Annotated in this window: 25 protein-coding genes; 10 read left to right on the forward strand and 15 right to left on the reverse strand. The window is 59.9% G+C overall.

What is annotated here, in order from left to right; all coding sequences use genetic code 11:
* Window positions 1-74: 74 nt before the first annotated feature.
* On the reverse strand, window positions 75-1,283 hold the full coding sequence (locus ACUXUR_RS17575) for an ABC transporter substrate-binding protein (RefSeq protein WP_445503715.1): 1,209 nt from the start codon (window positions 1,281-1,283) through the stop codon (window positions 75-77).
* 291 nt (window positions 1,284-1,574) lie between these two features.
* Between ACUXUR_RS17575 and ACUXUR_RS17580 the strand changes: the two genes are divergently transcribed.
* Entirely contained in the window at window positions 1,575-3,062 is a 1,488-nt protein-coding gene (locus ACUXUR_RS17580) for an NAD-dependent succinate-semialdehyde dehydrogenase (RefSeq protein ID WP_445503646.1), read from the forward strand.
* Window positions 3,063-3,101: 39 nt separating this feature from the next.
* Here ACUXUR_RS17580 and ACUXUR_RS17585 read toward each other — a convergent pair whose 3' ends face one another.
* Both ACUXUR_RS17585 and ACUXUR_RS17590 read right to left on the reverse strand, forming a co-directional pair.
* Entirely contained in the window at window positions 3,102-3,254 is a 153-nt protein-coding gene (locus ACUXUR_RS17585) for a hypothetical protein (protein ID WP_445503647.1), read from the reverse strand.
* A gap of 109 nt (window positions 3,255-3,363) precedes the next feature.
* Window positions 3,364-4,161 (reverse strand): HAD family hydrolase, encoded by a 798-nt coding sequence (locus tag ACUXUR_RS17590; protein ID WP_445503648.1) that lies wholly within the window; start codon window positions 4,159-4,161, stop codon window positions 3,364-3,366.
* 251 nt (window positions 4,162-4,412) lie between these two features.
* On the opposite strand from ACUXUR_RS17590, the gene ACUXUR_RS17595 reads away from it, so the two are divergent.
* Complete coding sequence (locus ACUXUR_RS17595; RefSeq protein ID WP_445503649.1) at window positions 4,413-5,663, forward strand: glycerate kinase type-2 family protein; 1,251 nt, start codon at window positions 4,413-4,415, stop codon at window positions 5,661-5,663.
* On the opposite strand, the gene ACUXUR_RS17600 is transcribed toward ACUXUR_RS17595, so the two are convergent.
* Window positions 5,660-6,439, reverse strand: a complete 780-nt coding sequence (locus ACUXUR_RS17600; RefSeq protein ID WP_445503650.1) for a sensor histidine kinase — start codon at window positions 6,437-6,439, stop codon at window positions 5,660-5,662. The two genes, ACUXUR_RS17595 and ACUXUR_RS17600, sit on opposite strands and share 4 nt — an antisense overlap.
* Before the next feature lie 368 nt (window positions 6,440-6,807).
* Between ACUXUR_RS17600 and ACUXUR_RS17605 the strand changes: the two genes are divergently transcribed.
* Window positions 6,808-6,984: a CsbD family protein gene (locus tag ACUXUR_RS17605; protein ID WP_445503651.1), complete on the forward strand. Its 177-nt coding sequence runs from the start codon at window positions 6,808-6,810 to the stop codon at window positions 6,982-6,984.
* A gap of 44 nt (window positions 6,985-7,028) precedes the next feature.
* Here ACUXUR_RS17605 and ACUXUR_RS17610 read toward each other — a convergent pair whose 3' ends face one another.
* From ACUXUR_RS17610 to ACUXUR_RS17620, 3 genes are read right to left on the reverse strand one after another with little or no spacing between them, the layout of a single operon-like run.
* Window positions 7,029-7,259 carry a sulfurtransferase TusA family protein gene (locus ACUXUR_RS17610; protein WP_445503652.1) on the reverse strand — a complete coding sequence of 77 codons (231 nt, stop codon included), beginning with the start codon at window positions 7,257-7,259 and terminating at the stop codon, window positions 7,029-7,031.
* A complete protein-coding gene (gene mobA, locus ACUXUR_RS17615; RefSeq protein WP_445503653.1) occupies window positions 7,252-7,932 on the reverse strand; it encodes a molybdenum cofactor guanylyltransferase MobA in 681 nt (226 codons plus the stop codon). The genes ACUXUR_RS17610 and mobA overlap by 8 nt, the downstream gene beginning before the upstream one ends.
* A 7-nt stretch (window positions 7,933-7,939) precedes the next feature.
* Entirely contained in the window at window positions 7,940-9,067 is a 1,128-nt protein-coding gene (locus ACUXUR_RS17620) for an Mrp/NBP35 family ATP-binding protein (RefSeq protein ID WP_445503654.1), read from the reverse strand.
* Window positions 9,068-9,286: 219 nt separating this feature from the next.
* Here ACUXUR_RS17620 and ACUXUR_RS17625 point away from each other — a divergent pair, with 219 nt between their 5' ends.
* From ACUXUR_RS17625 to ACUXUR_RS17645, 5 genes are all read left to right on the forward strand, one after another.
* Window positions 9,287-9,790 carry a pyridoxamine 5'-phosphate oxidase family protein gene (locus ACUXUR_RS17625; RefSeq protein WP_445503655.1) on the forward strand — a complete coding sequence of 168 codons (504 nt, stop codon included), beginning with the start codon at window positions 9,287-9,289 and terminating at the stop codon, window positions 9,788-9,790.
* Between the two features lie 180 nt (window positions 9,791-9,970).
* Complete coding sequence (locus ACUXUR_RS17630; protein WP_445503656.1) at window positions 9,971-11,236, forward strand: PQQ-dependent sugar dehydrogenase; 1,266 nt, start codon at window positions 9,971-9,973, stop codon at window positions 11,234-11,236.
* Window positions 11,237-11,294: 58 nt separating this feature from the next.
* Complete coding sequence (locus tag ACUXUR_RS17635; RefSeq protein ID WP_445503657.1) at window positions 11,295-11,624, forward strand: c-type cytochrome; 330 nt, start codon at window positions 11,295-11,297, stop codon at window positions 11,622-11,624.
* 83 nt (window positions 11,625-11,707) lie between these two features.
* Window positions 11,708-13,000 (forward strand): nicotinate phosphoribosyltransferase, encoded by a 1,293-nt coding sequence (gene pncB, locus ACUXUR_RS17640; protein ID WP_445503658.1) that lies wholly within the window; start codon window positions 11,708-11,710, stop codon window positions 12,998-13,000.
* A 5-nt stretch (window positions 13,001-13,005) separates the two neighbouring features.
* Window positions 13,006-13,770: a LamB/YcsF family protein gene (locus ACUXUR_RS17645; protein ID WP_445503659.1), complete on the forward strand. Its 765-nt coding sequence runs from the start codon at window positions 13,006-13,008 to the stop codon at window positions 13,768-13,770.
* A gap of 424 nt (window positions 13,771-14,194) precedes the next feature.
* On the opposite strand, the gene ACUXUR_RS17650 is transcribed toward ACUXUR_RS17645, so the two are convergent.
* Window positions 14,195-15,142 carry an alpha/beta fold hydrolase gene (locus ACUXUR_RS17650; RefSeq protein WP_445503660.1) on the reverse strand — a complete coding sequence of 316 codons (948 nt, stop codon included), beginning with the start codon at window positions 15,140-15,142 and terminating at the stop codon, window positions 14,195-14,197.
* 115 nt (window positions 15,143-15,257) lie between these two features.
* Window positions 15,258-15,926: a YcbK family protein gene (locus ACUXUR_RS17655; RefSeq protein WP_445503661.1), complete on the reverse strand. Its 669-nt coding sequence runs from the start codon at window positions 15,924-15,926 to the stop codon at window positions 15,258-15,260.
* 334 nt (window positions 15,927-16,260) lie between these two features.
* Between ACUXUR_RS17655 and ACUXUR_RS17660 the strand changes: the two genes are divergently transcribed.
* Complete coding sequence (locus ACUXUR_RS17660) at window positions 16,261-16,698, forward strand: DUF4112 domain-containing protein (RefSeq protein WP_445503662.1); 438 nt, start codon at window positions 16,261-16,263, stop codon at window positions 16,696-16,698.
* A gap of 50 nt (window positions 16,699-16,748) precedes the next feature.
* On the opposite strand, the gene ACUXUR_RS17665 is transcribed toward ACUXUR_RS17660, so the two are convergent.
* From ACUXUR_RS17665 to ACUXUR_RS17690, 6 genes are all read right to left on the reverse strand, one after another.
* The gene (locus ACUXUR_RS17665) at window positions 16,749-17,543 is read right to left on the reverse strand and encodes an ABC transporter ATP-binding protein (protein WP_445503663.1); all 795 of its coding nucleotides are present in this window, start codon (window positions 17,541-17,543) and stop codon (window positions 16,749-16,751) included.
* Window positions 17,536-18,261, reverse strand: a complete 726-nt coding sequence (locus ACUXUR_RS17670; protein WP_445503664.1) for an ABC transporter permease — start codon at window positions 18,259-18,261, stop codon at window positions 17,536-17,538. Before ACUXUR_RS17670 ends, ACUXUR_RS17665 begins: the two co-directional genes overlap by 8 nt.
* A complete protein-coding gene (locus ACUXUR_RS17675) occupies window positions 18,261-18,983 on the reverse strand; it encodes an ABC transporter permease (RefSeq protein ID WP_445503665.1) in 723 nt (240 codons plus the stop codon). The genes ACUXUR_RS17670 and ACUXUR_RS17675 overlap by 1 nt, the downstream gene beginning before the upstream one ends.
* Window positions 18,984-19,116: 133 nt before the next feature.
* Entirely contained in the window at window positions 19,117-19,962 is an 846-nt protein-coding gene (locus tag ACUXUR_RS17680; protein ID WP_445503716.1) for a lysine/arginine/ornithine ABC transporter substrate-binding protein, read from the reverse strand.
* 217 nt (window positions 19,963-20,179) lie between these two features.
* Complete coding sequence (locus ACUXUR_RS17685; RefSeq protein WP_445503666.1) at window positions 20,180-21,025, reverse strand: transporter substrate-binding domain-containing protein; 846 nt, start codon at window positions 21,023-21,025, stop codon at window positions 20,180-20,182.
* 127 nt (window positions 21,026-21,152) lie between these two features.
* Window positions 21,153-21,851 (reverse strand): fumarylacetoacetate hydrolase family protein, encoded by a 699-nt coding sequence (locus tag ACUXUR_RS17690; RefSeq protein ID WP_445503667.1) that lies wholly within the window; start codon window positions 21,849-21,851, stop codon window positions 21,153-21,155.
* Between the two features lie 112 nt (window positions 21,852-21,963).
* On the opposite strand from ACUXUR_RS17690, the gene ACUXUR_RS17695 reads away from it, so the two are divergent.
* Entirely contained in the window at window positions 21,964-23,424 is a 1,461-nt protein-coding gene (locus ACUXUR_RS17695) for an FAD-binding oxidoreductase (RefSeq protein ID WP_445503668.1), read from the forward strand.

Here is a 23,424-nt window from a genome sequence, read left to right on the forward strand (position 1 = left end):
ATCCCGAACGATAAAGAGGTCACGAATAAAACGGCGAGGGCAGCGCAAACCGCCCTCGCCGCGCTTTTTCATAGTTACTGCGTAAGCTGGCAGCCGCTTTCGGCAGCCTTCATGTAGGCCTGATCGCCAGGAATCGTGGCGAGCTGCTTGTACAAGTCCCACTCGCTCTTGCTCTCTTCAGGCTTCTTCACCTGGAAGAGATACATGTCGTAGACCATACGGCCGTTGGGCAGCACCTTGCCGTTCTTGGTGAAGACGTCCTGGACCGGCATTTCGTGCAGGGCCTTGGCAACGGCCTCCGTCTCGTCCGTGCCGACCTTCTGGATCGCCTTCAGGTACTGCGTCACGGTGGAGTAGGTGCCCACATGGATCATGTTCGGCATGCGGCCGGTCTTTTCCTGGAAGCGCTTTGCGAAGGCACGGTTCTCGTCGTTCTGATCCCAGTACCAGCCCTCGGTGAGCGTCAGGCCCTGCGCGGCCTTGAGTCCAAGACCCTTCACCTCGGCGAGGGTGAAGAGAAGGGCCGCAAGACGGGTTCCGCCTTGAGTAATGCCGAACTCGGAGGCCTGCTTGATGGCGTTCGCCGTATCGAGACCCGCATTGGCCAAGCCGATCACGTTGGCGCCGGAACTCTGGGCCTGCAGCAGGAAGGAGGAGTAGTCGGTGGCCGCGAGCGGATGGCGCACGGAGCCGACGACCTGACCGCCCTTCGATTTCACGAATTTGGAGGTCTGCTCTTCGAGCGAATAGCCGAAGGCATAGTCAGCGGTGAGGAAGAACCACTTATTGCCGCCGTTCTCCACCAGCGCGCCGCCGGTGCCGACGGCGAGTGCGTGGGTGTCATAGGCCCAGTGGAAGCCGTAGGGAGAGCACTGCTTGCCGGTGAGGTCGGTCGTTGCCGCACCGGTGGTCATGGTGATCTTCTTCTTTTCCTTGGACAGGCCCTGAACTGCCAGCGCGACTGACGAGGTCGTCAGCTCCATAATGGCATCGACTTTTTCCGTATCATACCATTGCCGTGCGATGCTGGAGGCCACATCGGGCTTGTTCTGGTGGTCGGCGCTGACGATCTCAACGGGAACGCCCAGAACCTTGCCGCCGAAATCCTGAACGGCCATGCGGGCGGCTTCCACTGAGGACTTGCCCCCGAAATCGGCATAAACGCCGGACTGATCGTTCAGAATGCCGATCTTCACCACGCCGTCGGAGGCTTGCTGGGCATAGGCCGCTTGCGCCGCAACAGTGCAGCTGAGGGCAAACAGAATTGGCTTGAGAACTCGCATCATATCCCTTCCCTGTGTTGTTCGAGGGGCAGGTTGGTCCTGCCTTTATCGGACGGCATGGTGGAACCCCCCACGAAGCCGGTCAAGACAAGGTAACGGCGCTATGCGGCTTAGCAATGCGATTACGGTTCATCCTTAAGTCGCAAATTTTCTGAAAGTCACGGCTTTGTGTAAGATCGATGAAGTCTCCTCTCCAGCGGCAACCCAGACCGGCGTGAGGCGCGGTGTTCATGGGAGGCCGAAGAGCTTATATCCTCGTCACCATTTCCCTCATCCAGGCTGGAGTTCTCCATGACTGCTCACAATCCTCCGGAACGTCGCGTTCCCGACCTGAAGGACGCGTCCCTGCTGGTCTCCCAGGCCTATGTGGCGGGCGAGTGGGTGGAGGCGCAAGGCGGCAAGACCCTTCCCGTCACCGATCCCTTCGACGGGGCGCTGATCACCACCGTGCCCGATCTCGGGGCGGATGCCGCTCGCCGTGCCATCGACAAGGCGCATGAGGTGCAAAAGGCCTGGGCCAAGCGCACTGCCAAGGAGCGCAGCCAGGTCCTGCGCAAGTGGTATGACCTCATCATCGAGAACGCTGATGATCTCGCTCTCCTCCTCACCACCGAGCAGGGCAAGCCGCTGCCTGAGGCCAAGGGCGAGGTGGTGTCGAACGCGGCCTATATCGAGTGGTTCGCGGAAGAGGCCAAGCGCATTGACGGAGACATCATTCCTGGCGCCAACCCGAGCCAGCGCATCCTGGTGCTGAAACAGCCGGTGGGCGTGTGCGCGGCGATCACGCCCTGGAACTTTCCCAATGGCATGATCACCCGCAAGGTCGGCCCGGCGCTGGCTGCCGGCTGCACCATGGTGCTCAAACCCGCAGCGCAAACCCCGCTCTCGGCGCTGGCGCTGGCTGTGCTGGCTGAGCGGGCGGGCATCCCAAAGGGCGCGTTCTCGGTGATCACCACCAGTGAGGCAAAGCCCATCGGCGAGGAGTTCTGCCACAACCCGAAGGTGGCGAAGATCACCTTTACCGGCTCGACCAATGTCGGCCGCTGGCTGATGCGGGAGGCTGGGGACAGTATCAAGCGTCTGTCGCTGGAACTCGGCGGCAACGCCCCCTTCGTCGTGTTCGACGATGCCGATCTCGATGCTGCAGTGGAGGGTGCAACGGCCTCAAAATTCCGCAATGCCGGCCAGACCTGCGTCTGTGCTAACCGGATCTACGTGCAGGAGAGCGTGGCCGCGGCCTTTGCCGAGAAGCTCGTCGCCAAAGCCAAGAGCCTCAAGCTCGGCCGAGGCACGGAAGCAGGCGTCGCCATGGGGCCGCTGATCGACGATCGCGCCGTGGCGAAGATGGAGGACCATGTCCAGGACGCGCTCGCCAAGGGCGGCAAGGTGCTCGTTGGCGGCAAACGCTCGGATCTGGGCGGCACCTTCTTCGAGCCGACGGTGATGACCGGTATCACCCAAAGCATGAAGGTGACGAAGGAGGAGACCTTTGCGCCGCTGGCTCCGATCATCGCCTTCAAGGACGAAGCGGAGGTGATCGCGATGGCCAACGACACGGAATTCGGCCTGGCCTCGTACTTCTACGCCAGGGACATGGCCCGCGTCTGGCGGGTGGCGGAGGCCTTGGAGAGCGGCATGGTCGGAGTGAATACGCCGGCGCTGGCCAACGAGATGGCACCGTTTGGCGGCATCAAGCAGTCGGGCCTGGGTCGCGAGGGCTCCAAGTACGGCATCGAGGGCTTCCTCGAACTCAAGTACGTCTGCCTCGCGGGTATCTAACGAATAGATCCGGGCTGCACCACAGCCCGGCTTTTTCTCTTACGCCTGGAGCGTGATCGCCACCGGTTGATGATCGGACGCAGTCGTTTCCACATCGACGCGCATATCGGTGATCCGGCCAGCCATATTCTCCGACACGAAGATGTAATCACGGCAATGGGGCCCTTGCGGGCCATTGCTTGAAGTAGGCACGGATGTCTACACGCATGAGGAATTGAACGAACCGCCTCTGGAAGAGGAAAGGCCGGCAGCAGTGGGACCATGATCATCCCCACTGCTGCGGGACCAGAAATCAGCATGCCTATCGCTTGGCCTTGAGGAGGATCTCAGCCAGTTCGGCGAAGCCGTCCCCGGAATGCCCTTCTGCAATATAGGTGGGTTTGTTCGTCAGCCGGTGCTCGAAGGCATGAATGTTGGCGACACCAACGCTGAGCGGGAAAGCGGCGAACATCGGTTCGTCATTGGGCGAGTCACCTGCATAGATCGCGGACTTCTTCGCTTCTTCCCAATCCATGCTGAATACATTGGCCAGCAGGGTCTTGGCCATGCTGAGCTTGTCATAGTCGCCGAACCAGCCGTTCACATGAATGGAGCTGACCTTGGCCTGTGCGCCATGGCGCTCGAAGATGGCGACAATCCTGTCTACTTCCGATTCGGGAAGTGCAGGAACGTCTTCGCAGAAATCGATGGCAAGGTCCGCGAGGCGATACGCCTGATCGCTGGCAAGGGCCGAACCCGGCACGGATTCAAGCACCTCCTTCTCGATGGCATCGAGCTTGGTGCGATTACGCTTCAGCTCCTCAGGCGCGGCCCAGAAATGCTGTTGCATTTTCTTCCGCTCGCGGTCGTAACGGAAATAGAAAGCACCATTCTCGCCCACGATGCCATCCACAGGCCACATGCGAGCGATGTGGTCGCACCAGCCGGCCGGGCGGCCTGTGACGGGAATGACGAGGAAGCCAGCGCGCTGAAGGTTTTCCAGCGCGGCATAGGCCGAGGCTGTCATGATGCCTTCCGTCGTGACGGTATCGTCGATGTCGGTGAGGATGACGCGCACGGAACGCGCCTTTTCCAGCGGAAGCTGAGATAGGGGAATCATGCCGCCGCCCCCATGACCTGGGGGCGGAGAGAGTACAGACTGGTCACTCGCATTCGCAGGCGTTCCTTCGAGGTGGGACTCCATCGATCCTTGTATGGGGCCTAGATGACAGATTCCAGCAGTTCAAGCCGGCTCCTGCGGGTTGTTCCAATATTTTTAGCCGGCAAACCCTTTGTCTCAGCAGGATTTCGGGATTGAGCCAATCTTTTCCTGAGTTTCCAAGTCTGATCGGAATCGCGTAAGGTCTGCTGATGACCGACGATACCCTGATCCTTCGTGCCTTGTTCGATGCCGCTCTGGAGACGGCCCTTCCGGATGGAAAATTCGATGAACGCCTGCCGCCCAAGCCGAAAGGCCGGACGATCGTTCTCGGTGCAGGCAAAGCCTCTGCGCGGATGGCAGCGGCTTTCGAGGAGGTATGGGCGAAGGCCGGAGGCACCTGCGAAGGTCTTGTCGTCACGCGCTATGGTCATGCGGTGCCCACCCGCTCCGTCGAAATCGTCGAGGCCGCGCACCCGGTTCCCGACGAGGCTGGCCTGAATGCGGCCAAACGCATTCTGGTGCTGGCTCATGAAGCGGGGCCTGACGATCTTGTCGTCTGCCTGATCTCTGGCGGGGCCTCTGCGCTGCTTTCGCTTCCTGCTGACGGCATCACCTTCGCCGACAAGCAGGATCTGAACCGGGCTCTTCTGAAATCCGGCGCGCCCATCGGCGAGATGAACCTCGTGCGCAAGTCGCTCTCCGCGATCAAGGGAGGCAGGCTCGCTGCGGCCGTCGGTCCGGCACAACTGGTCACCTATCTCATCTCCGATGTGCCGGGGGACGATCCCTCAAGCATTGGCTCCGGTCCGACGATCCCCGAGCGTGTCAATCCTGAAACCGCCTTGTCGATCCTCGCCAAATACAGCATCGATGTTCCCCTCCACGTGGTAAGGGCCATTCGCGCGAACGCTGTCGAAAGCTCGGTCGAGGGCGGCGTGGTTCATATGCTCGCAACTCCCAAGATGGCGCTGGATGCTGCAGCCGGGAGAGCGCGTGAGCTTGGTTTGAAACCCCTCATTCTTGGCGATGCAATTGAAGGCGAGGCGCGTGAAGTCGGGCGCGCGATGGCGGGTATCGCGCGATCTGTGCGGATGTATGGCGAGCCTGTCGCAGCCCCTTGCGTTCTTCTGTCAGGTGGCGAAACAACTGTGACCGTTCGCGGTGCGGGACGTGGCGGGCGCAACGCGGAGTTTCTGTTGTCACTTGCTTTGTCGCTGCGAGGAGAGGCAGGCATAGCTGCCATCGCCTGCGATACAGATGGCATCGATGGATCAGAGGACAATGCGGGCGCATGGTTCGATCAGGCCATGTTCGCAAGTGCTCGGGAAAGAGGCGTCGACCTTGCATCGCACCTTGCAGGCAACGATGCGTACTCCGCTTTCGCCCAGCTCGACAGGCTTGTCATCACAGGCCCGACCTTGACCAACGTGAACGACTTTCGCGCAATTCTCATTCGCTAAAGGGTGCCGGGCGCTCCTGTGATATTCCTTTCGGGGATCGTGAGAGTCACGGTTGTTCCGCGCCCTTCCTTGCTTTCGATCTGAAGGCCTCCGCCATGGAGCTTGAGGATGTGCCAGGCGAGGCTGAGGCCGAGACCCGTGCCTGGGTAGTCCCTGGCGTTACAGCCTCGGAAGAAGGGCTGCATGAGGAAAGGCAAGTCTCTCTCGGAAATGCCAATTCCTTCGTCTTTCACTCGAACCGCGATGCCGTTTTTTCCTTCGCGCGCTGTCACCCTGACAGGTCGTTCTGGCGGTGAATATTTTATGGCATTGGACAGCACGATCACGAGCGCCTGCTCCAGCAGGATAGGGTCACCCACAATCGTTTCAGGAAGGCCCTGGATATCGATCTTGAAAAGACGCCCGGGCTCGTGGTTGCCCTGCTCTCTACAGGCGCGCCGAATGAGCGCTTCCGGATTGAACTCGCTTGGGTTGAGAAGCATGCCGCCCGCGCTGGCGCGCGTATAGGACATGATCATCTCGATCAGTTCGTCCAGACGCAGACTGGCGCGCCATATCCTCTCGGCACGGCTGCGGATATCCTCGCCGCTCATCCGTTCTGACCGCCGCATCAAGCCTTGTGCGAGCGCATTGATGGCCGATAGCGGCGTTCTGAGCTGATGCGCCAGCAGAGCAATGCGATCCAGAGGCTGGGCCGCCTTTTTGATACTGACCCGAGCATTTATCGGATGCACTGCCTTCGAGGGCTTTTCAGGAGACCTTGAAGCGGGGGACACAGGAACTTACGCTCCATAATTATATAACGTTTAAGCGCTGGCCATTCGAACTAGTGCGGCCAAGAGCGATGTCCATGCCTAGGTGTTTATAAAACTTAAGGTCGCGCGATGTTGACTTGGCGTGGGCGTAAAGTACTGAAGGTGTCTAGTAAAGACCTGGCCCTGGATCTGCCGCGGAAACAAAAAATCCTACTTGATGTCAGAGGCGGATATTTTTGATTGGAAAACCATCGCTGGATGGTTTGTTGATGTAGATGTGAACATCGGATATTTTGAATTTTTAGTGAATTTTACTTTATGCTCGAGCTTGAAACTCGACTCCTGGTCAAGGCGTTGTTCTATCAGACGCCAGAATGAGGAGAATGGACATGGATCGTGATCGCAGCGAAGGCAGCATGAAGAACATCAAGGGCCGTGCGAAGGAAGGGCTTGGCAAGGCTATGGGCGACTCGAAGATGGAAGCCGAAGGCAAAATGGATAAGGCCGAAGGGCGGATTCAAAACACCGTCGGCGGTGTGAAGGACAGTCTGCGCAAGGGCTCCTGACTCAGCTGAACGTCAATCAAAAGGCCCGGCTCAGCCGGGCCTTTTTACGCTGGCCGACCTGCTCGGACGATCAGGAAGCTGATGCTCTTCTCATCCTGGCGCTGCTCCACCAGAGTATCGCCCAGTTCTCTGATCAGATTGGGCACATCGATGCCGGCGAGGGGATCCGTGCAGACCACGCGCAATCGGTCGCCAGGGTTCATGGCAATCAGTGCCTTGCGGGTCCGCAGCACCGGAAGCGGACATTTCAAACCGGACAGATCCAGTTCAACCATCGCAATCCTCCTGCTCTCCGCACCCATCGTTCCCAAGTCTTCTAGAGAGGAGCGATGGATCTCTCAACATGGTACTGGCGGCATCCAGATCTTCGGGCGTGTTGATGTTGAAGAAAGGATCGAATGGTTCGGCTGGCCAGATTGCCGCAGCTGCACCATGCTCTTTTGCCCAGTCTTCCACACGACGCATGCCTTTGACTGTGAGCGCATGACGCAGGTCATGACGCAGAGCGACCGGCCAGAGGCCTATTGCGTGGTGCTCATGTGGTCCTGAAGCTGCGTAGGCGATGGCACATTGCGTCGTGCTACCTGCGGCATGAAGATGTTCAACCAGATCTGCTGGAATGAAGGGCGTATCGCATGGAACGCTCACGACCCATTTGATCGCCGACTGGTTTTGGGCTGTCCATTCAAGGGCTGTCAGAATACCGGCCAGCGGTCCAGGATGATCTGATACGGAGTCCGCCACGATAGGCAGACACGTCGCGATGAAGCGTGACGGTTCGCCATTCGCATTGAGGATCACGCACTCGCATTGCGGTGCCAATCGCTGTTTGACGTGAGCGAGAAGCGTTCGGCCCTCAAGCATCAGAAGAGGTTTGTCTCCTCCGCCCATGCGTCGCGCTAGCCCTCCGGCAAGAATGACGCCCAAAGTCGCGGGATAGGGCGCCATGGCAGATTTACTCGATGACGATGCGCGGTGCGGGACGAGCCGCTGCGCCGCCGGACAGCACTGTCCAGACCTGCTGTGCCATATCCTTGTAGATCTTGGCGTGCGGCCCATCCGGATCCGTTGCGGCAACAGGGCGTCCTGCATCGGAGAGCTCGCGGATCGTCATGTTGAGTGGAACCTCGCCGAGGAAAGGAACGCCGAGACGTGCGGCTTCTTCGCGCGCGCCGCCATGGCCGAAGATATGCGAGGTCTGCCCGCAATGGGGGCAGACGAATGTCGCCATGTTCTCGATGATCCCCAGGATCGGAATCTCCACGCGTTTGAACATGGAGACGCCGCGCCGCGCATCGATGAGCGCCAGATCTTGCGGCGTGGAAACGATCACGGCACCCGCGAGGGGGGTCGCCTGCGCCATCGTGAGCTGCGCGTCACCCGTGCCGGGCGGCATATCCACCACGAGCACGTCGAGATCGCCCCAGGCGACCTCACGCAACATCTGCGTGATCGCCGACATGACCATCGGGCCGCGCCAGATCATGGCCGCTTCCTCCTCCACGAGGAAGCCGATGGACATGATCTTGATCCCATAGGCTTCCATGGGTTCGAGAATACGGTTTTCGAGCAGCTTCGGCTTGCCATGAATACCGAAGAGCTTGGGCATCGAGGGGCCGTAGATATCGGCATCGAGCACGCCGACCTTCAGGCCCAGAGCCTTGAGGCCAAGGGCAAGGTTGCAGGCGGTGGTCGACTTGCCGACGCCGCCCTTGCCGGAGGCGACAGCAATCACATGCTTCACGCCGGGAATGCGCTGGTTCTTGGGCTGCGAGGCCGCCCGTGGACGCTGGGGGGCTGCCGGGGAAGGGGACGGAGATCCCGATCCAGCCGGACGGTCGGCGGTGAGGCTCGCGAACACCCCCTTCACGCCCGGCAGACCCTGAACGGCTGCTGCCGCCGCTTGGCGGACACGCTCCATCGCCTGAGCCTCGGACGGGTCAATCGCGATCGAGAACATCACCCGCCCCGCAGCGTCGATATGGACATCGGACAAGCGTCCGGACGCCACGAGGTTCGTTCCATTGGCGTCGACCGGTACGGTCGAGAGCGCTTGCAGAACATCTTCACGGGTATTCGCCACGACGGAGGCTCCTGGGCTTCGATCCAACAATCTCTTGAATTTCATGTATAGGCTCATGGCTCATCCGTTAAGGCGTTGTCTGGCTGTCATAGGCAATATCCGAACCAAAAGTCACCCTGTCCGTTGTTCAACCGATCCCTCGGGGCCCTAACGGCCGACCGGAGAGCTGCGCTCGCGCATCACCGCCCCGGGATGACGTGAAGAAATCAGGAGACGAGAATGCACCAGCACGGCCATAACGATCCCAACGCTGCGAAGCTCTATGAACTGATCAAGGATGTGAAGATCGCCATGATGACGACGGTCGACACCGATGGCACGCTGCACAGCCGGCCCATGCATAGCATGGAGGCCGATGAGCATGGAGACCTTTGGTTCTTCACACAGATCCAATCACCCAAGATGACGGAGATTTCCCGCGACAACGAGGTGAACCTGGCCTACAGCGATCCGAGGAGCCAGAGCTATATATCCGTCGCAGGCAAGGCGGCGATCGTGCGCGACAAGGCGAAGATCGAGGAGAAATGGTCGGAGCCCCTGCGGGCCTGGTTCCCAAAAGGCAAGGATGATCCGCAGATCGCCCTGATCCGCGTGCATCCCTCGAAGGGCGAATATTGGGACAGCCCGTCTTCGACCGTCGTGCACCTTTACGGATATGCGAAGGCCGCCTTGACGGGACAGCCGCCGCGTCCGGGTGATCAGGCGAAGGTCAACCTGAGCTAATCAAGCATAAAAGTAACAAGCAATGAGGGCCGCTGAGCGGCCCTTTTTCATGCCACCTATTTGCTTCTTTCTTTGGGGCCCTAGCTTGAATATAATCAACCACAATAAAACAAAGTAACCCGGAGTTGATCCGAAGGTCAAAAATGAGAACACGAGAGGGGCGTTCCCAGGGAGGGAAGGATGAAATTCATCTGGCTTGCCGCCGTGTCTACTGTAGCGTTCGCGTCTTCAAGTTTCGCTCAACCCGCCACTCAGCCGCCGACCAGCAATCTCGAGAAGCTTTCGTCATTCCAGAGCACGGGAACGGAAGAGCCGAAGCCTATTCCTCAGGAAGGTCGTCGTGCCGACGCCATTCGCAAGAACCTTGAGAAGATCAAGTTGCCGGCTGGCTTCAAGATCGATCTCTATGCCATCGTTCCCGACGCACGCCACATGGCGGTCGGACCCAATGCGGGCGTTGTCTTTGTCGGAACGCGCAAGAGCAATGTCTATGTCGTGACGGATCGCGACAAGGATCGCATAGCCGATGAGGTGAAGCAGTTTGCTCCCTCCGTTCAGTTCAAGATTCCCAATGGTGTCTGCTTCTCGCGCGACGGCGTTCTCTATATCGTCGAGCAGAACCGGGTGCTTCAATTTCCGGCAGCCGAGTTCTTCTATGAGGGTCCGGACGTCGCTGCTTTCCAAGTGGTCAAGCAGGGCGAGCTGATTCCCCCCGGTGAGGAAAGCTACAATCACACCGCTCGCGTTTGCCGGGTCGGACCCGACAACAAGCTCTATATTGCTCTCGGTCAGCCCTTCAATGTGCCGGCAAAGGAGAAGATGGAGCTTTATCGGAAGGCTGGCATCGGCGGCATCATCCGCATGGATCAGGATGGCAAGAACCGCGAGGTCTATGCCACCGGCATCCGCAACTCGGTCGGCATCGAGTTCAATCCGGCGGACAAGTCCCTGTGGTTCACCGATAACCAGGTCGACGGCATGGGCGACGACCAGCCTCCCGGCGAACTCAACCGCGCCGTTCAAATGGGCCAGAACTTCGGCTTCCCCTATTACGGCGGCGGCATGGTTCGGACCGTCGAGTACAAGGATGACCAAGTTCCGGCTGGCACCGTTGCGCCCCAGGCCGAGATGACACCGCATGCGGCGGATCTTGGCCTCACCTTCTATACGGGCAAGATGTTCCCCCGGTCCTATCAGGGCGGCATCTTCTCGGCACAGCATGGCTCCTGGAACCGGACAAAGCCGGTAGGGGCGCGGGTGATGTTCACGCCGCTCAAGCCCGACGGCACGGCGGACAAGCCGCAGGTCTTCGCCGAAGGCTGGCTTAATGAGAACGGCGAATATCTCGGTCGTCCGGTCGATGTGGCAGTGCTCCTCGACGGATCGCTCCTCGTCTCCGATGACACGGCAGGTGCGATCTACCGAATCTCCTATGAAGGCCAATAAGGCTGTCTCGGCAGGCGCGCTCATCGGCGCGCCTGTTCCCTCCTCAAAAGGAAATAGCATGAAGAAAGCTTATGCCTTGGCATTTGCCGGGGCTCTCCTGAGTTCGCTTGCCGGCGCGACGGCCAATGCGGCGGATGCCAGAGCAGGGCGCCAGAAGATTACCACGTGCCAAGCCTGTCATGGTCTGGACGGCGTCTCGAAGAATCCTGAAGCTCCGAACCTGGCGGGGCAGATCGAAGGTTACCTCGTCAAAGCGCTGGCGGAGTACAAATCCGGCGCGCGAAAGAACGAGACCATGAACATTGTAGCGAAAGACCTGTCGGACCAGGACATGGCCGATATCGCCGCCTATTATTCCTCCATCCAGGTTGATGTTCTGCCCCCATGAAGCAAGGATTGGAGCCGACCACCCTTTCTTCGGCCCGAAGCCTTCGCTATTGTCCTGCCTCCTGAAACGGCTAGGAGCAGGCGATGGCGGACATCGCAACCAGGGTTTATAATCATACCTGGAAGATCGACCCGATCGTGCGTTCGGTCCTGGACACGGATTTTTACAAGCTCCTGATGGCGCAGACGATCTTTCGCCGCCATCGGGACGTGCAGGTCACCTTCGGCATCCATAACCGCACCACCCGGATCCGGTTGGCTGACATCATCGATGCTGGCGAGTTGCGTGAGCAGCTCGATCATGTGCGCAGCCTCTCCCTGACGCGCGGTGAATCTACCTGGCTGCGCGGCAACACCTTCTACGGCAAGCGCCAGATGTTCTCGCCGGAATTCATGGACTGGCTCGAGACCTTCCGTTTTCCTGAATACTTGCTGGAAAAGGAAGACGGTCAATATGTGCTGACCTTCCACGGCCCCTGGATCGAAACCACCATGTGGGAGATCCCGGCTCTCGCCATTCTCAACGAACTGCGCTCGCGTGGCGTGTTGAGAGGCATGGGCAAGTTCGAACTCCAGGTGCTCTATGCCCGCGCCATGACACGTGTGTGGGAGAAGATCGAACGGCTCAGAAAACTGCCTGATCTCTCCATCTCCGACTTTGGCACTCGCCGTCGCCACGGTTTCCTCTGGCAGGATTGGTGCGTGCAGGCGATGAGCGAAGGACTTGGACCATCCTTCCTCGGCACCTCCAACTGCCTCATCGCCATGCGGCGTGAGGTCGAGGCGGTGGGCACCAATGCCCATGAGCTTCCCATGGTCTATGCGGCGCTCACCGACAGTGATGAGGAATTGGCGCAATCTCCTTATCGCGTCTTGGCCGATTGGCAGGAAGATTATGAGGGCAACCTGCGCGTGATCCTGCCTGATACCTACGGCACGACGAACTTCCTCCAGAACGCTCCCGATTGGGTGCCATCCTGGACGGGTATCCGTATCGACTCCAAGGATCCCATCGAAGGCGGCGAGGAGGCGATTGCATGGTGGCAGCAGCGCGGGCAGAACCCGAAGGAGAAACTCGCGATCTTCTCCGACGGTCTGGATGTGGATCTGATTGAAAGGATCCACCAGCATTTCCGCGGCCGCATGCGCATCGGCTACGGCTGGGGCACGCTGCTGACGAACGACTTCCGCGGCCTTGCTCCTGAAGGTGGACTTGACCCTATCTCTATCGTCTGCAAGGTCATCTCGGCGGATGGACGTCCGACCGTGAAGCTTTCCGACAATCCAACGAAGGCTCTGGGTCCGGAAAGGGAAATCGAGCGTTATAAGCGCGTGTTCCGTGTTGGTGCGCAAGTTGCGCAGCCGGTTTTGGTGTGATGGCCATGAAAGTTGATCTCAACTGCGATATGGGTGAAGGCTTCGGTCCCTGGCCCATGGGGGATGACGAGGCGATGCTCGATATCGTCTCGTCTGCGAATATCGCGTGCGGTTTCCATGCGGGCGATCCGTCCATCATGTTCCGCACTGCCGAGACAGCGAAGCGCAAGGGTGTGGCTGTCGGCGCGCATCCGGGCTTCAACGATCTGCACGGATTTGGACGGCGTGTGATCCGTGGAGACTCTCCCGCTGAGATCGAGCGGATGATAGCCTACCAGATCGGCGCCCTGCAGGCTGTCGCCACCCTGGCTGGCCATAGGGTCACCTATGTCAAGGTCCATGGCTCGCTCAACAACATGGCGAACGAAGACGAGAGCCTAGCACTTGCGATTGCCCGCGCCATCAAGGGAGTCGATGGGAACCTCATCAATGTGTGCATGCCGGGCCTTCTGATGGAGAAGGCGTCGGAGACCGTGGGCATTCCAGTGGTGAGGGAATTCTTTGCGGATCGTACCTATGAAGACGACGGCACGCTGACCTCCCGCAAGAAGACCGGCTCCGTCCTGCACGATGCCGATGCTGCAGCCGAGCGCGTGCTGCGTACTCTCCAGGACAAGGCCGTCATCACGACCTCGGGAAAACGCATTCCTATCGAGATCGATACGATCTGCGTCCATGGTGACGAGCCAAGTGCGGTGACCATGGCGCGCACAGTCCGGGCGAAGCTCGAGGCAAACGGCATCACCATCGCTCCGTTCTCTGGGCGTTAAGAATATCGTTCAAGGATCCCTTCTCGACATGATCCGCTGATTATGCTGCCTACCGCCCGACTTATCGGCGGGCTCTGATCGATTATCTCGCTGATCAGTGCACGCAGATGAAGCTGGCACTTGATGTCGGGTGCGGCACCGGGCAGCTTTCCGTGCTGTTGGCGGATCGCTTCAGATTGATCCGCTGATCCGCCATTTCTATGAAGAGGTGGCCGGCCCTTATTGGCCACCGGAGAGTCGCCTTGTCGAGGATGGCTGTCGTTCCTTCGACTTTCCTTTGTGGAGTGGGACTGCACCGCCGTTGGCGAATGAGGTGCAATGGCAGGCCTCCGACCTGATTGGCTATCTTGGTACATGCTCGGCGGTGCGTGGGCTTGAGAAGGCGCAGGGGCGCGAACCGTTCGAGCAGTTCCAGCGCGACTACTTAAGTCTTTGGAACGAGCCGCAGCGTCGGCGCGCGATCCGGTTTTCCTTGTCGCTGCGCGTCGGGCGCATCTGAAACGACGCGGAATGCTTCTGCGAGAAACGGCTTGAGCGCGGCCAGCGTCTCTTCAGGCGCTTCCTCGGCAAGGTAATGGCCGCATTCGATTCCGTGGCCTTCCACATGATCCGCCCAGTCGCGCCAGACCGCCGGCACATCATACCAGCGCTCCAACCCATTCCTTAACCCCCACAACGCTTGCACCGGGCATGCGATGCGCCGTCCAGCCTGCTTGTCGGCTTCGTCCAGCCGCATGTCGATGGTCGCACCGGCGCGGTAATCCTCGCACATGGCATGGATGGTTTCAGGGTTGGTGTAGCAGCGCTGGTATTCTGCCAAAGCCTCCGCATCGAACATTGTGCGTCCCCGACGCAAATAGAACGTGTCAGGATCAGCAGAGATCAGCGTTTCGGGAATGGGATGTGGCTGTGCGAGGAAAAACCAGTGCCAGTAACCCATCGCAAAAGCCATGTCGGTTCGCTTGAAATGCTCGTAGGTCGGCAGAATGTCGAGAACGGAGAGGGCCACGATCCGGCCGGGATGATCGAGCGCCATACGATAGGCGCAGCGCCCGCCACGATCATGACCCACGACAGCAAAGCGCTCGAAGCCGAGAGCCTGCATGACCTCGACCATGTCGCGGGCCATGGCGCGCTTGGAATAGGGCTCGTGATCCGCCGTGGTTGGAGGTTTCGAACTGTCGCCGTAGCCGCGCAAGTCCGCGCAGACGATCGTGAAATCCTCTGCCAAGCGCGGAGCAACGCGGTGCCACATTACATGCGTCTGCGGGTGTCCATGCAGCAGCAGGATAGGCGGACCATTGCCGCCACGGCGGAGATTGATGATAGCCTCGGACGTTTCGATCCGGCGATGCGTGAAGTTCTCGAACATCAGTCGAGTGTCTTACACTTCCACGCGAGGTTCCAGCCCTACGAAAGCAGACGAGAGCGATATTCTGAGTGCAAGGCTGCATCAGCGTTCCGTCTCGCCTGCTTGAAAGGAAGGGTTACCAGGAGCGGCGTGTGCCGTTGTCGATGTGAATGAGACCGTTGCGATACATCTTGATGCCGCCGACTTCAGGGCGTGAGCTCAAGTAAGCCATCACGCCGCGGGTGCGGGTTCTCACTCTGAAATCGATGGCGCGGCATGAGAGATGGAGCGAATGACGCGCGCCGCCTGCACGCCAGTTCCGGCTCGTGTTGCGATGCGTGGACTCGACGCTGACGGGGCCGAACTTGCTCGCGACATCTGCCACGACTTCCTGCAGGCTGCCAGGCAGGCAGTTCGTCGGGGCGCTGGCGCGCAGCGTGATCGTGCCCTGCGTCACCAGCGAGGCAAAGCCGGAGAGGGTTCGACTGCTGAGCGTGCTGGCATTGGGCAGGCTGCCCGTGACAGCAGGGTCCGTGATCCGGTCGCTGGAGGGCAGGCTGGTGTACTCGACTTTGGGAAGAGCTTTTGACGGAGCTCTAAGAACAGCTTTGGTCTTACGGAGGGTTTTGGGAAGAGAATCGGCTGCGGGGGAAGGAGTGGAAATTGGGATCGGAATCACGATCCCGGTTGGTTGTGGGTGTAGGCTTTGGGCATGGGCCAGATTTGTTGGCAGCAGGCCCGCAAGACAAGCGCTGGTCACGAAGACGAGCCAAGGTGCGCGACGAACTTTCAATTCGGTGCTCATCGGGATCTCCCCGTTCTGAGCCCCCACACAAGAGAACGCCGTGTGGATGGTCCTCCCAACGGCAGCAATGTTTATTGGCCAGTAAACTGGCAGTTGCGGTGACCGCTTAGGTTTCAGTACCTATGCTACTGCCTAGTTGAGGCAAGAGTGATGTGGGAAAAAATCATTTATCCAAAAGGGTTAGCGTGGACAGAACGCTTATTTTGCAAGCGTTTTAGCCTCAGAAAAATTCCTATACTTGGTGTAATATGTTGCAATTCTTGAGATCTTGCAGGCTCCACTGACGATACACATATCATGTTGCGAGCCGTAACATCGGCAACTGGAGACTGGAATGCCTGCTGTCCGTAGCGACTTTTTCGAAGCCATCAAAGCTGCCGGCCCGAGCCGGGAGGATTCTCTTGCGCGCATCACGCTCGTGGCGAAGCTGATGGACAGCGCCTTCGTCATCCCGGGTCTGAACCGCCGCATCGGCCTCGATGCCATCCTGGGCCTCGTACCGGGCGTCGGCGATGCTCTTTCAGCCGCCTTGGCGAGTTACATCATCTGGGAGGCGCACCAGCTCGGCCTGCCGCGCTGGAAGATCGCTCGAATGGTAGCTAACGTGGCCGTGGATACCGCCATCGGCGCCATTCCGCTGGCCGGCGATGTGTTTGACGTGTTCTTCAAATCCAACGAGCGCAACCTGCGCATCATCCACGATCATCTCGGCACGCCCAAGCGGAGTCCAAAAGAGATCGACGGAACGGCGGTGCGTATCAGCGAACGTTAAGTTGAAGCAAAGCTCAATGAAAAGCGCGGCTCAAAGGCCGCGCTTTTGTCTTATCGATGGCTTGAGATGAATTGCTTGAAGCGCTCTGATTTCGGAGCGCCGAACACCTCGGCCGGCGGACCTTCCTCCTCCACGACGCCCTTATGCAGAAAGACTACGCGGTTCGACACGTCGCGGGCAAAGCCCATCTCGTGCGTGACCACCAGCATAGTGCGGCCTTCCTCGGCGAGCGAGCGCATGACGCGCAGCACTTCGCCGACGAGTTCGGGATCGAGCGCGGAGGTCGGCTCGTCGAACAGCATCACCTTGGGATGCATGGCAAGCGCCCGGGCGATGGCTGCGCGCTGCTGCTGGCCGCCGGAGAGGTGAGAGGGGTACTGATTGCGCTTGTCGGCGATGCCGACCTTCGCCAGCAGTTCCTCGGCTTCTGCGATGCACTCGGCCTTGGGGCGCTTCTGCACATGCACGGGCGCTTCGATCACGTTCTCCAGGATCGTCATGTGGGACCAAAGATTGAAGCTCTGGAACACCATGGCGACACGCGAGCGGATACGGTCCACCTGGCGCTGGTCCGCCGGGACCATGCCCTTGCGGCCAGCCTTGAGCTTGATCGTCTCGCCGCCAATGGTGACATCGCCGCCATCGGGAACTTCGAGCATGTTGATGCAGCGAAGCATTGTCGACTTGCCGGAACCGGAAGCGCCGAGAATCGAGATCACATCTCCTTCATTGGCGTTCAGCGACACGCCCTTGAGCACTTCGAGCGATCCGAAATTCTTGCGTAGGTTGGTGATCGAAACAGCAGGGGCGGTCTGAGAAGACAAGGACGAAACTCCGTTAGACATGCGCGGCCTCCAGGCGCGGCTCAACGGCCGGCGGGCGGCGCAGATGAGGCGAGAGCCACCATTCGATGGCCATGATGATGCGAGTGATGATGAAGTTCAGGACGAGATAGATTGCACCTGCCACGATGAACACTTCCACGGCGCGGAAGGTCTGTGAAATCATTTTGGCCGCAAGGCCCGTGACTTCCATCATGGTGATGACGGAGGCCAGGGACGTGGCCTTCACCATCAGAATAATCTCGCTGCCGTAAGCAGGCAGTGCCTGCCGCACGGCGATGGGGAAGATGATGCGGCGGAAGAGCAGGAAGCCCGACATGCCACAGGCGCGCGCGGCTTCGACCTGGTTGTGCGGCACCGCTTGCAGGCCGCCGCGAATGATCTCGCTGCCATAGGCCGCCGTGTTCATGGTGAGTGCGAGAACCGCGCACCAATAGGGCTCACGGAAGAAGCCCCACAAGCCCAGTGCATCCAGTGTAGGACGGAACTGTCCGAGGCCATAATAGATCAGGAAGATCTGCACGAGCAGCGGCGTGCCGCGGAATACGAACACATAAGCCTGGGCCGGCCAGTCGAGCAGCTTGATGTTCGACATGCGCATGAGCGCGAGCAGCATGGCGAAGACAGCGCCGAACGCAATCGATGTGAATGCGAGGTTGAGGGTTAGCGGAATGCCACCGATGAGACGCAGGAACGCTTCCTGCATGAAGCCAAAATCCATCAGGAAGCCCTCCGCATGCCGCGCAGCGAATAGGTCTCCGCACGCTGGAACAGATAGGTCGAAACCCAGGTGATGACGAGGTAGAGAATCGCCGCCGTGACGTAGAAATCGAATGGACGGCGCGTGGAGCCTGCGGCGACCTGCGACTGGCGCAGAAGCTCGACCAAGCCGGTCACCGAGATCAGCGCGGATTCCTTCAGCACCAGCTGCCATGTATTGCCGAGGCCGGGAATGGCATAGCGGAGGACCTGGGGTGCGATGATCCGGCGGAACATGAGCCAACGGTGCATGCCGACCGAACGGGCGGCTTCCAGCTCGCCGCGGCTGACCACCTGGAAAGCACCGCGGAACACCTCGGCCTGATAGGCTCCGGAGACGATGCCGATGGCCATGGCGCCTGTGGCGAAGGCCGGGACGCCAATGAAGCCCTCAGCGCCGAACAGGCTGCCGATGGCGCCGAGCGCTGCACTGCCGCCGAAATAGAAGAGATAGATCACAAGGAGGTCGGGAATTCCGCGCAGGACGGTGGTGTAGCCATCCGCCAGCCAGCGGACCGGTGCATTGCCGCCGATCTTGCCCCAGGCCACGAAGGTTCCGACGATGGAACCTGCGAGGAAGCCGCAGGTAGCGACGGCAATCGTCATGGCCGTCGCTGTCAGAAGAGCCCATCCCCATCCGTTGGGGCCGAACCCGACGAGTTCGAAATAGCTCAGGTGTTGCACGCTTTAACTTTCTTGACTGTGCCCGTCCTCTAAAGCGGAAAACGAGCCATTTCCTCTCATATCCCGGCTCGGCCGGTACCCGCTCCCCAGGCGAGCAGGGCTGCGCTGGGGAGCCGCGTTTGCCGCTCTCTTGTCAGGTTTGCGGAGTCATGTCGATCTTGAACCACTTCTGCGTCAACTTTTGCACGGTTCCATCCTCGATGGCGGCCTGGATGGCCTTATCGAACATGGCCTTGAGCTTGGTATCTTCCTTGCGCAGTCCGACCGCCACACCGCGGCCCAGCACGTCACCGCTCACCGCGCCACCCACGATCTCCATGTCCTTGAACTCCGGCTTTTCGGTCGAGGCCTTCAGGGAGGAGTGGGCCGCGAAGATCGCGTCGAGGCGGCCGGCAGACAAGTCGAGGTCATGCTGCTCGGTGGTCTTGTATTCGCGGATCGTGACTGTGTCCTTGAGGTACTTCTCAAGGAACTGGGCGTTGACGGTCGAGCCTTGCGTGCCCACGGTCTTGCCCTTCAGAAGCGGCTTCCACTCCTCGATCATCTTCTTGGCTGCCTCAGGCTCCTTGTCGAGGCTCAGGCGCTGGCCGGTGCCTGCGAGCTTCTCGAGAGGGGAGCCCTTCATGACGCCCCAGCCATGCGGACCGGAGGCGTAGGGGCGCGAGAAGTTGATCGTCTCTAGGCGCTTCTCCGTGATGTTCATGCCGGCCATGATGGCATCGTACTTCTTGGCCTGAAGCGCCGGAATGATGCCATCCCAGTCCTGAGCCACGATCTCGCACTTCACCTTCATGCGCGCGCACAGGTCGTTGGCGAGGTCGATCTCGAAGCCTTCCAGCTTGCCGCCCGCGCCCGTGAAGTTCCACGGCGCATACGCGCCCTCGGTCGCAATCTTGACGGTCTTTTCCTGCGCAGACGCTCCGCCCATAGCGAGAGTGGAGGCCAGCAGGGTTAGACCCAGTGCCTTGAACAGTTTCATCATCGTTCCCCTGGTCAGCTTTGACTGATCCTTGTGCCCAAATGGCTGCAGCAGCTCATTATTCGGCCCCTCAAAGGTAACAGCCAAAAGCCAAGCCGGCGCAAGGCCTAATCATGCCGAATCAACGCGCCAGACTGGTGTTTTCGGTCGCAGTTGACCTGTTTTCATACAAAAAAGGCGCGGCCGAAGCCGCGCCCTGGATATGTAAGGGCTAAGGTTAGCCCTTCGGGGAAATGTCGATCTTGAACCACTTCTCGGACAGCTTCTTCACGGTGCCGTCCTTGACAGCTGCCTGAATGGCCTCGTTGAAGGCCTTCTTCAGCTCCTGGTCTTCCTTGCGCAGGCCGACGCCGACACCTTCGCCGAGGATGCCGCCCGTGATGGACGGGCCGACGAGGGCATAGTCCTTGAATTCGGGCTTCTCGAGAGTGCCGATGATTGCCGTGGAGTCTGCCAGAACCGCATCGATGCGACCGGCAGCGAGGTCGAGATCGTGAGCCTCGGTGGTCTTGTACTCCCGGATCTCAGCGGTGCCCTTGTAATATTTATCGGCAAAGTTCGCGTGAATGGTCGAGCCCTGGACGCCGATGGTCTTGCCCTTCAGGAGCGGCTTTACGGCATCGATGGCCTTCTCGGCGGCTTCCTTCTGGGTGCCGAGGTTGAAGGCTTGGCCCGTGCCCGGCATCTTGGCGAGCGGCGAGGACTTCGGGACGAGGAAGCCGTTCGGGCCGGCAGCGTAGGGGCCAGCGAAGTCGATGGTCTTCTTGCGTTCGTCGGTGATGCTCATGCCGGCCATGATGGCATCGTACTTCTTGGCGGTGAGGGCCGGAATGATGCCGTCCCAGTCCTGAGCCACGATCTCGCACTTCACCTTCATGCGCGCGCACAGGTCGTTGGCGAGGTCGATCTCGAAGCCTTCCAGCTTGCCGCCCGCGCCCGTGAAGTTCCACGGCGCATACGCGCCCTCGGTCGCAATCTTGACGGTCTTTTCCTGCGCAGACGCTCCGCCGATCGCGAGAGCGGTGCCGAGGACGGCAAGGCCGACAGTCTTAACGAATTTCATAGTCGTTCCCTTAACTTATGGGCTCCTGATACACGTTGGAGCCTATCTTGCTCGCGGCCCTCTCGGACCGCGCTGTGGCGCAGTAACTGCCAATCTTTGGAAAAAGGCAAGGGGCACTTGGAGCCCCTTACACAACCCGCAGGCGGATCTCGCCGAGGCCTTCGATAGCCCCGACCATGGTCTGTCCTTGCGTTACAGCGCCCACGCCTTCCGGGGTTCCGGCAAAGATCACGTCGCCCGGAGCGAGCTCGAAATACGAAGAAAGGTAGGCAATCTGCTCGGCTACGGACCAGACCATGTCAGAGAGATCAGCCTTCTGCTTGACGCTACCGTCGACCGTGAGAGAGATGGCGCCCTTGGCCGGATGCCCAACTTCCGTGGCGGGATGGATCGGACCTACGGGGCCCGAGAAATCCCCGGCCTTGCCGAGCTCCCAGGGGCGGCGCAACTGCTTGGCCTCGTCCTGAAGGTCACGGCGGGTCATGTCGAGACCGACGGCATAGCCGAAGACATGGCCGAGCGCGTCGGAAACCGGGATGTCCCGCCCACCCTTGGCAAGGACGACCACTAGTTCCACCTCGAAATGATAGTTCTGCGTCTTGGGCGGATAGCAATGATCGACTGTCTGATCCTCCGGCACGACCTGCAGGGCATCGGCCGGTTTCATGAAGAAGAACGGCGGTTCACGGGTCGGATCGCCGCCCATCTCCCGTGCATGAGCGGCGTAGTTGCGACCAACGCAATAGACGCGCCGCACGGGAAAAAGATCGCCGGAGCCTGCGATCGGGAGGGCGGGGACCGGGGGAGTGGGAATGACGTAGGCCATGATGGTTTGCGAGAGCCTTCTGAGGAAAAACAGGAATCGTCTTTGTCCTTCCTACACCTTGCAGTTCGCACCACAAGACGTCATGAACGGGGGCTCCACATGAGGAACGACGATGACCGCACACGGCAGCACTGGCACGGCTCTCATTGAAACCCTGAAGGCACGGCTCGGAGAGGCCTATGTTCTGACGGCGGCAGGCGACATCGATGGCTATCTCACCGAGTCGCGAGGGCTTTATCGGGGCGAGGCTCTGGCTGTGGTGCGGCCCAAGGATCGTGACGAAGTTGCATTCGTCCTGCAGGAATGCGCGAAGGCCAGCGTGCCTGTGGTGCCGCAAGGCGGCAATACGGGTCTCGTCGGTGGCGGCGTTCCTTATGGTGGTGTGGTGTTGTCGCTGGCCCGTCTCGACCGCATCCGCGAGATCGACCCGGTGAATGCGACGATCACCGTCGAGGCAGGCTGCATTCTCAAGACCGTGCAGGATGCAGCGAGCGATTCTGGTTTCCTCTTTCCTCTGTCCTTGGCCTCGGAAGGCTCTTGCCGCATCGGCGGCAATCTTGCCACCAATGCCGGCGGCACCGCCGTTCTGCGCTATGGCAATATGCGCGATTTGACACTCGGCCTCGAAGTGGTGCTGGCTGATGGCCGCATTTGGGACGGCCTCAAAGGTCTGCGCAAGGACAATACGGGATACGACCTGAAGGATCTCTTCATCGGGTCGGAAGGCACGCTCGGCATCATCACGGCTGCCGTGCTGAAGCTCTTTCCCAAACCGCATGCACGTGTCACCGCGTTCATCGGCTGTGCCTCGCCTTACGATGCGCTCAAGGTGTTTCAGCGTCTGCGCGAGGCGGCAGGCGATCAGCTCACTGCATTCGAGTACATGCCCGAATTCGGGATCGAGATTGTCCTCAAGCACATGCCGGGTTCGGTGCGACCGCTTGCCGAGAAGTATAACTCCTATGCATTGATCGAGTTGTCTTCACCGCAGAAGGATGCGGACCTGCAAAGCCAGCTCGAAGCCGTTCTTGGCGAAGCCTTCGAGAAGGGCTTGGTGCAGGATGCGGTTCTGGGTTCCAGCGAGGCGCAGAGCCAAGCGCTCTGGGGTCTGCGCGAACATCTCTCCGAGGTGCAGCGCATGGAAGGCGGATCGATCAAGCACGATGTCTCCGTGCCCGTCTCGCGTGTGGCCGAGTTCATCGATGTGGCAACGAAAGCCTGTGAGGCGGAGATGCCGAGTGTGCGTGTGTGCGCGTTCGGCCATTTCGGCGACGGCAATATTCACTTCAATCTATCGCAGCCGGTGGGCATGGATAAGGCCGAGTATCTTGGGCAGTGGGAGCGCTTCAACCGCATCGTGCACGACATCGTGCACAACATGAACGGTTCGATCTCCGCCGAGCACGGCATCGGCCTCATCAAGCGCGATGAGCTGGTCCATTACAAGGATGCGGTCGCGATCGATCTCATGCGCAGTCTCAAGCGCACGATTGATCCGCAGAACATCCTCAACCCTGGCAAAGTCGTGGCCGTTGGAGACAATCTCCCTGCTACCTTCCCCAAGGCAGGATAA

The sequence above is a fragment of the Microvirga medicaginis genome, assembly GCF_052658925.1.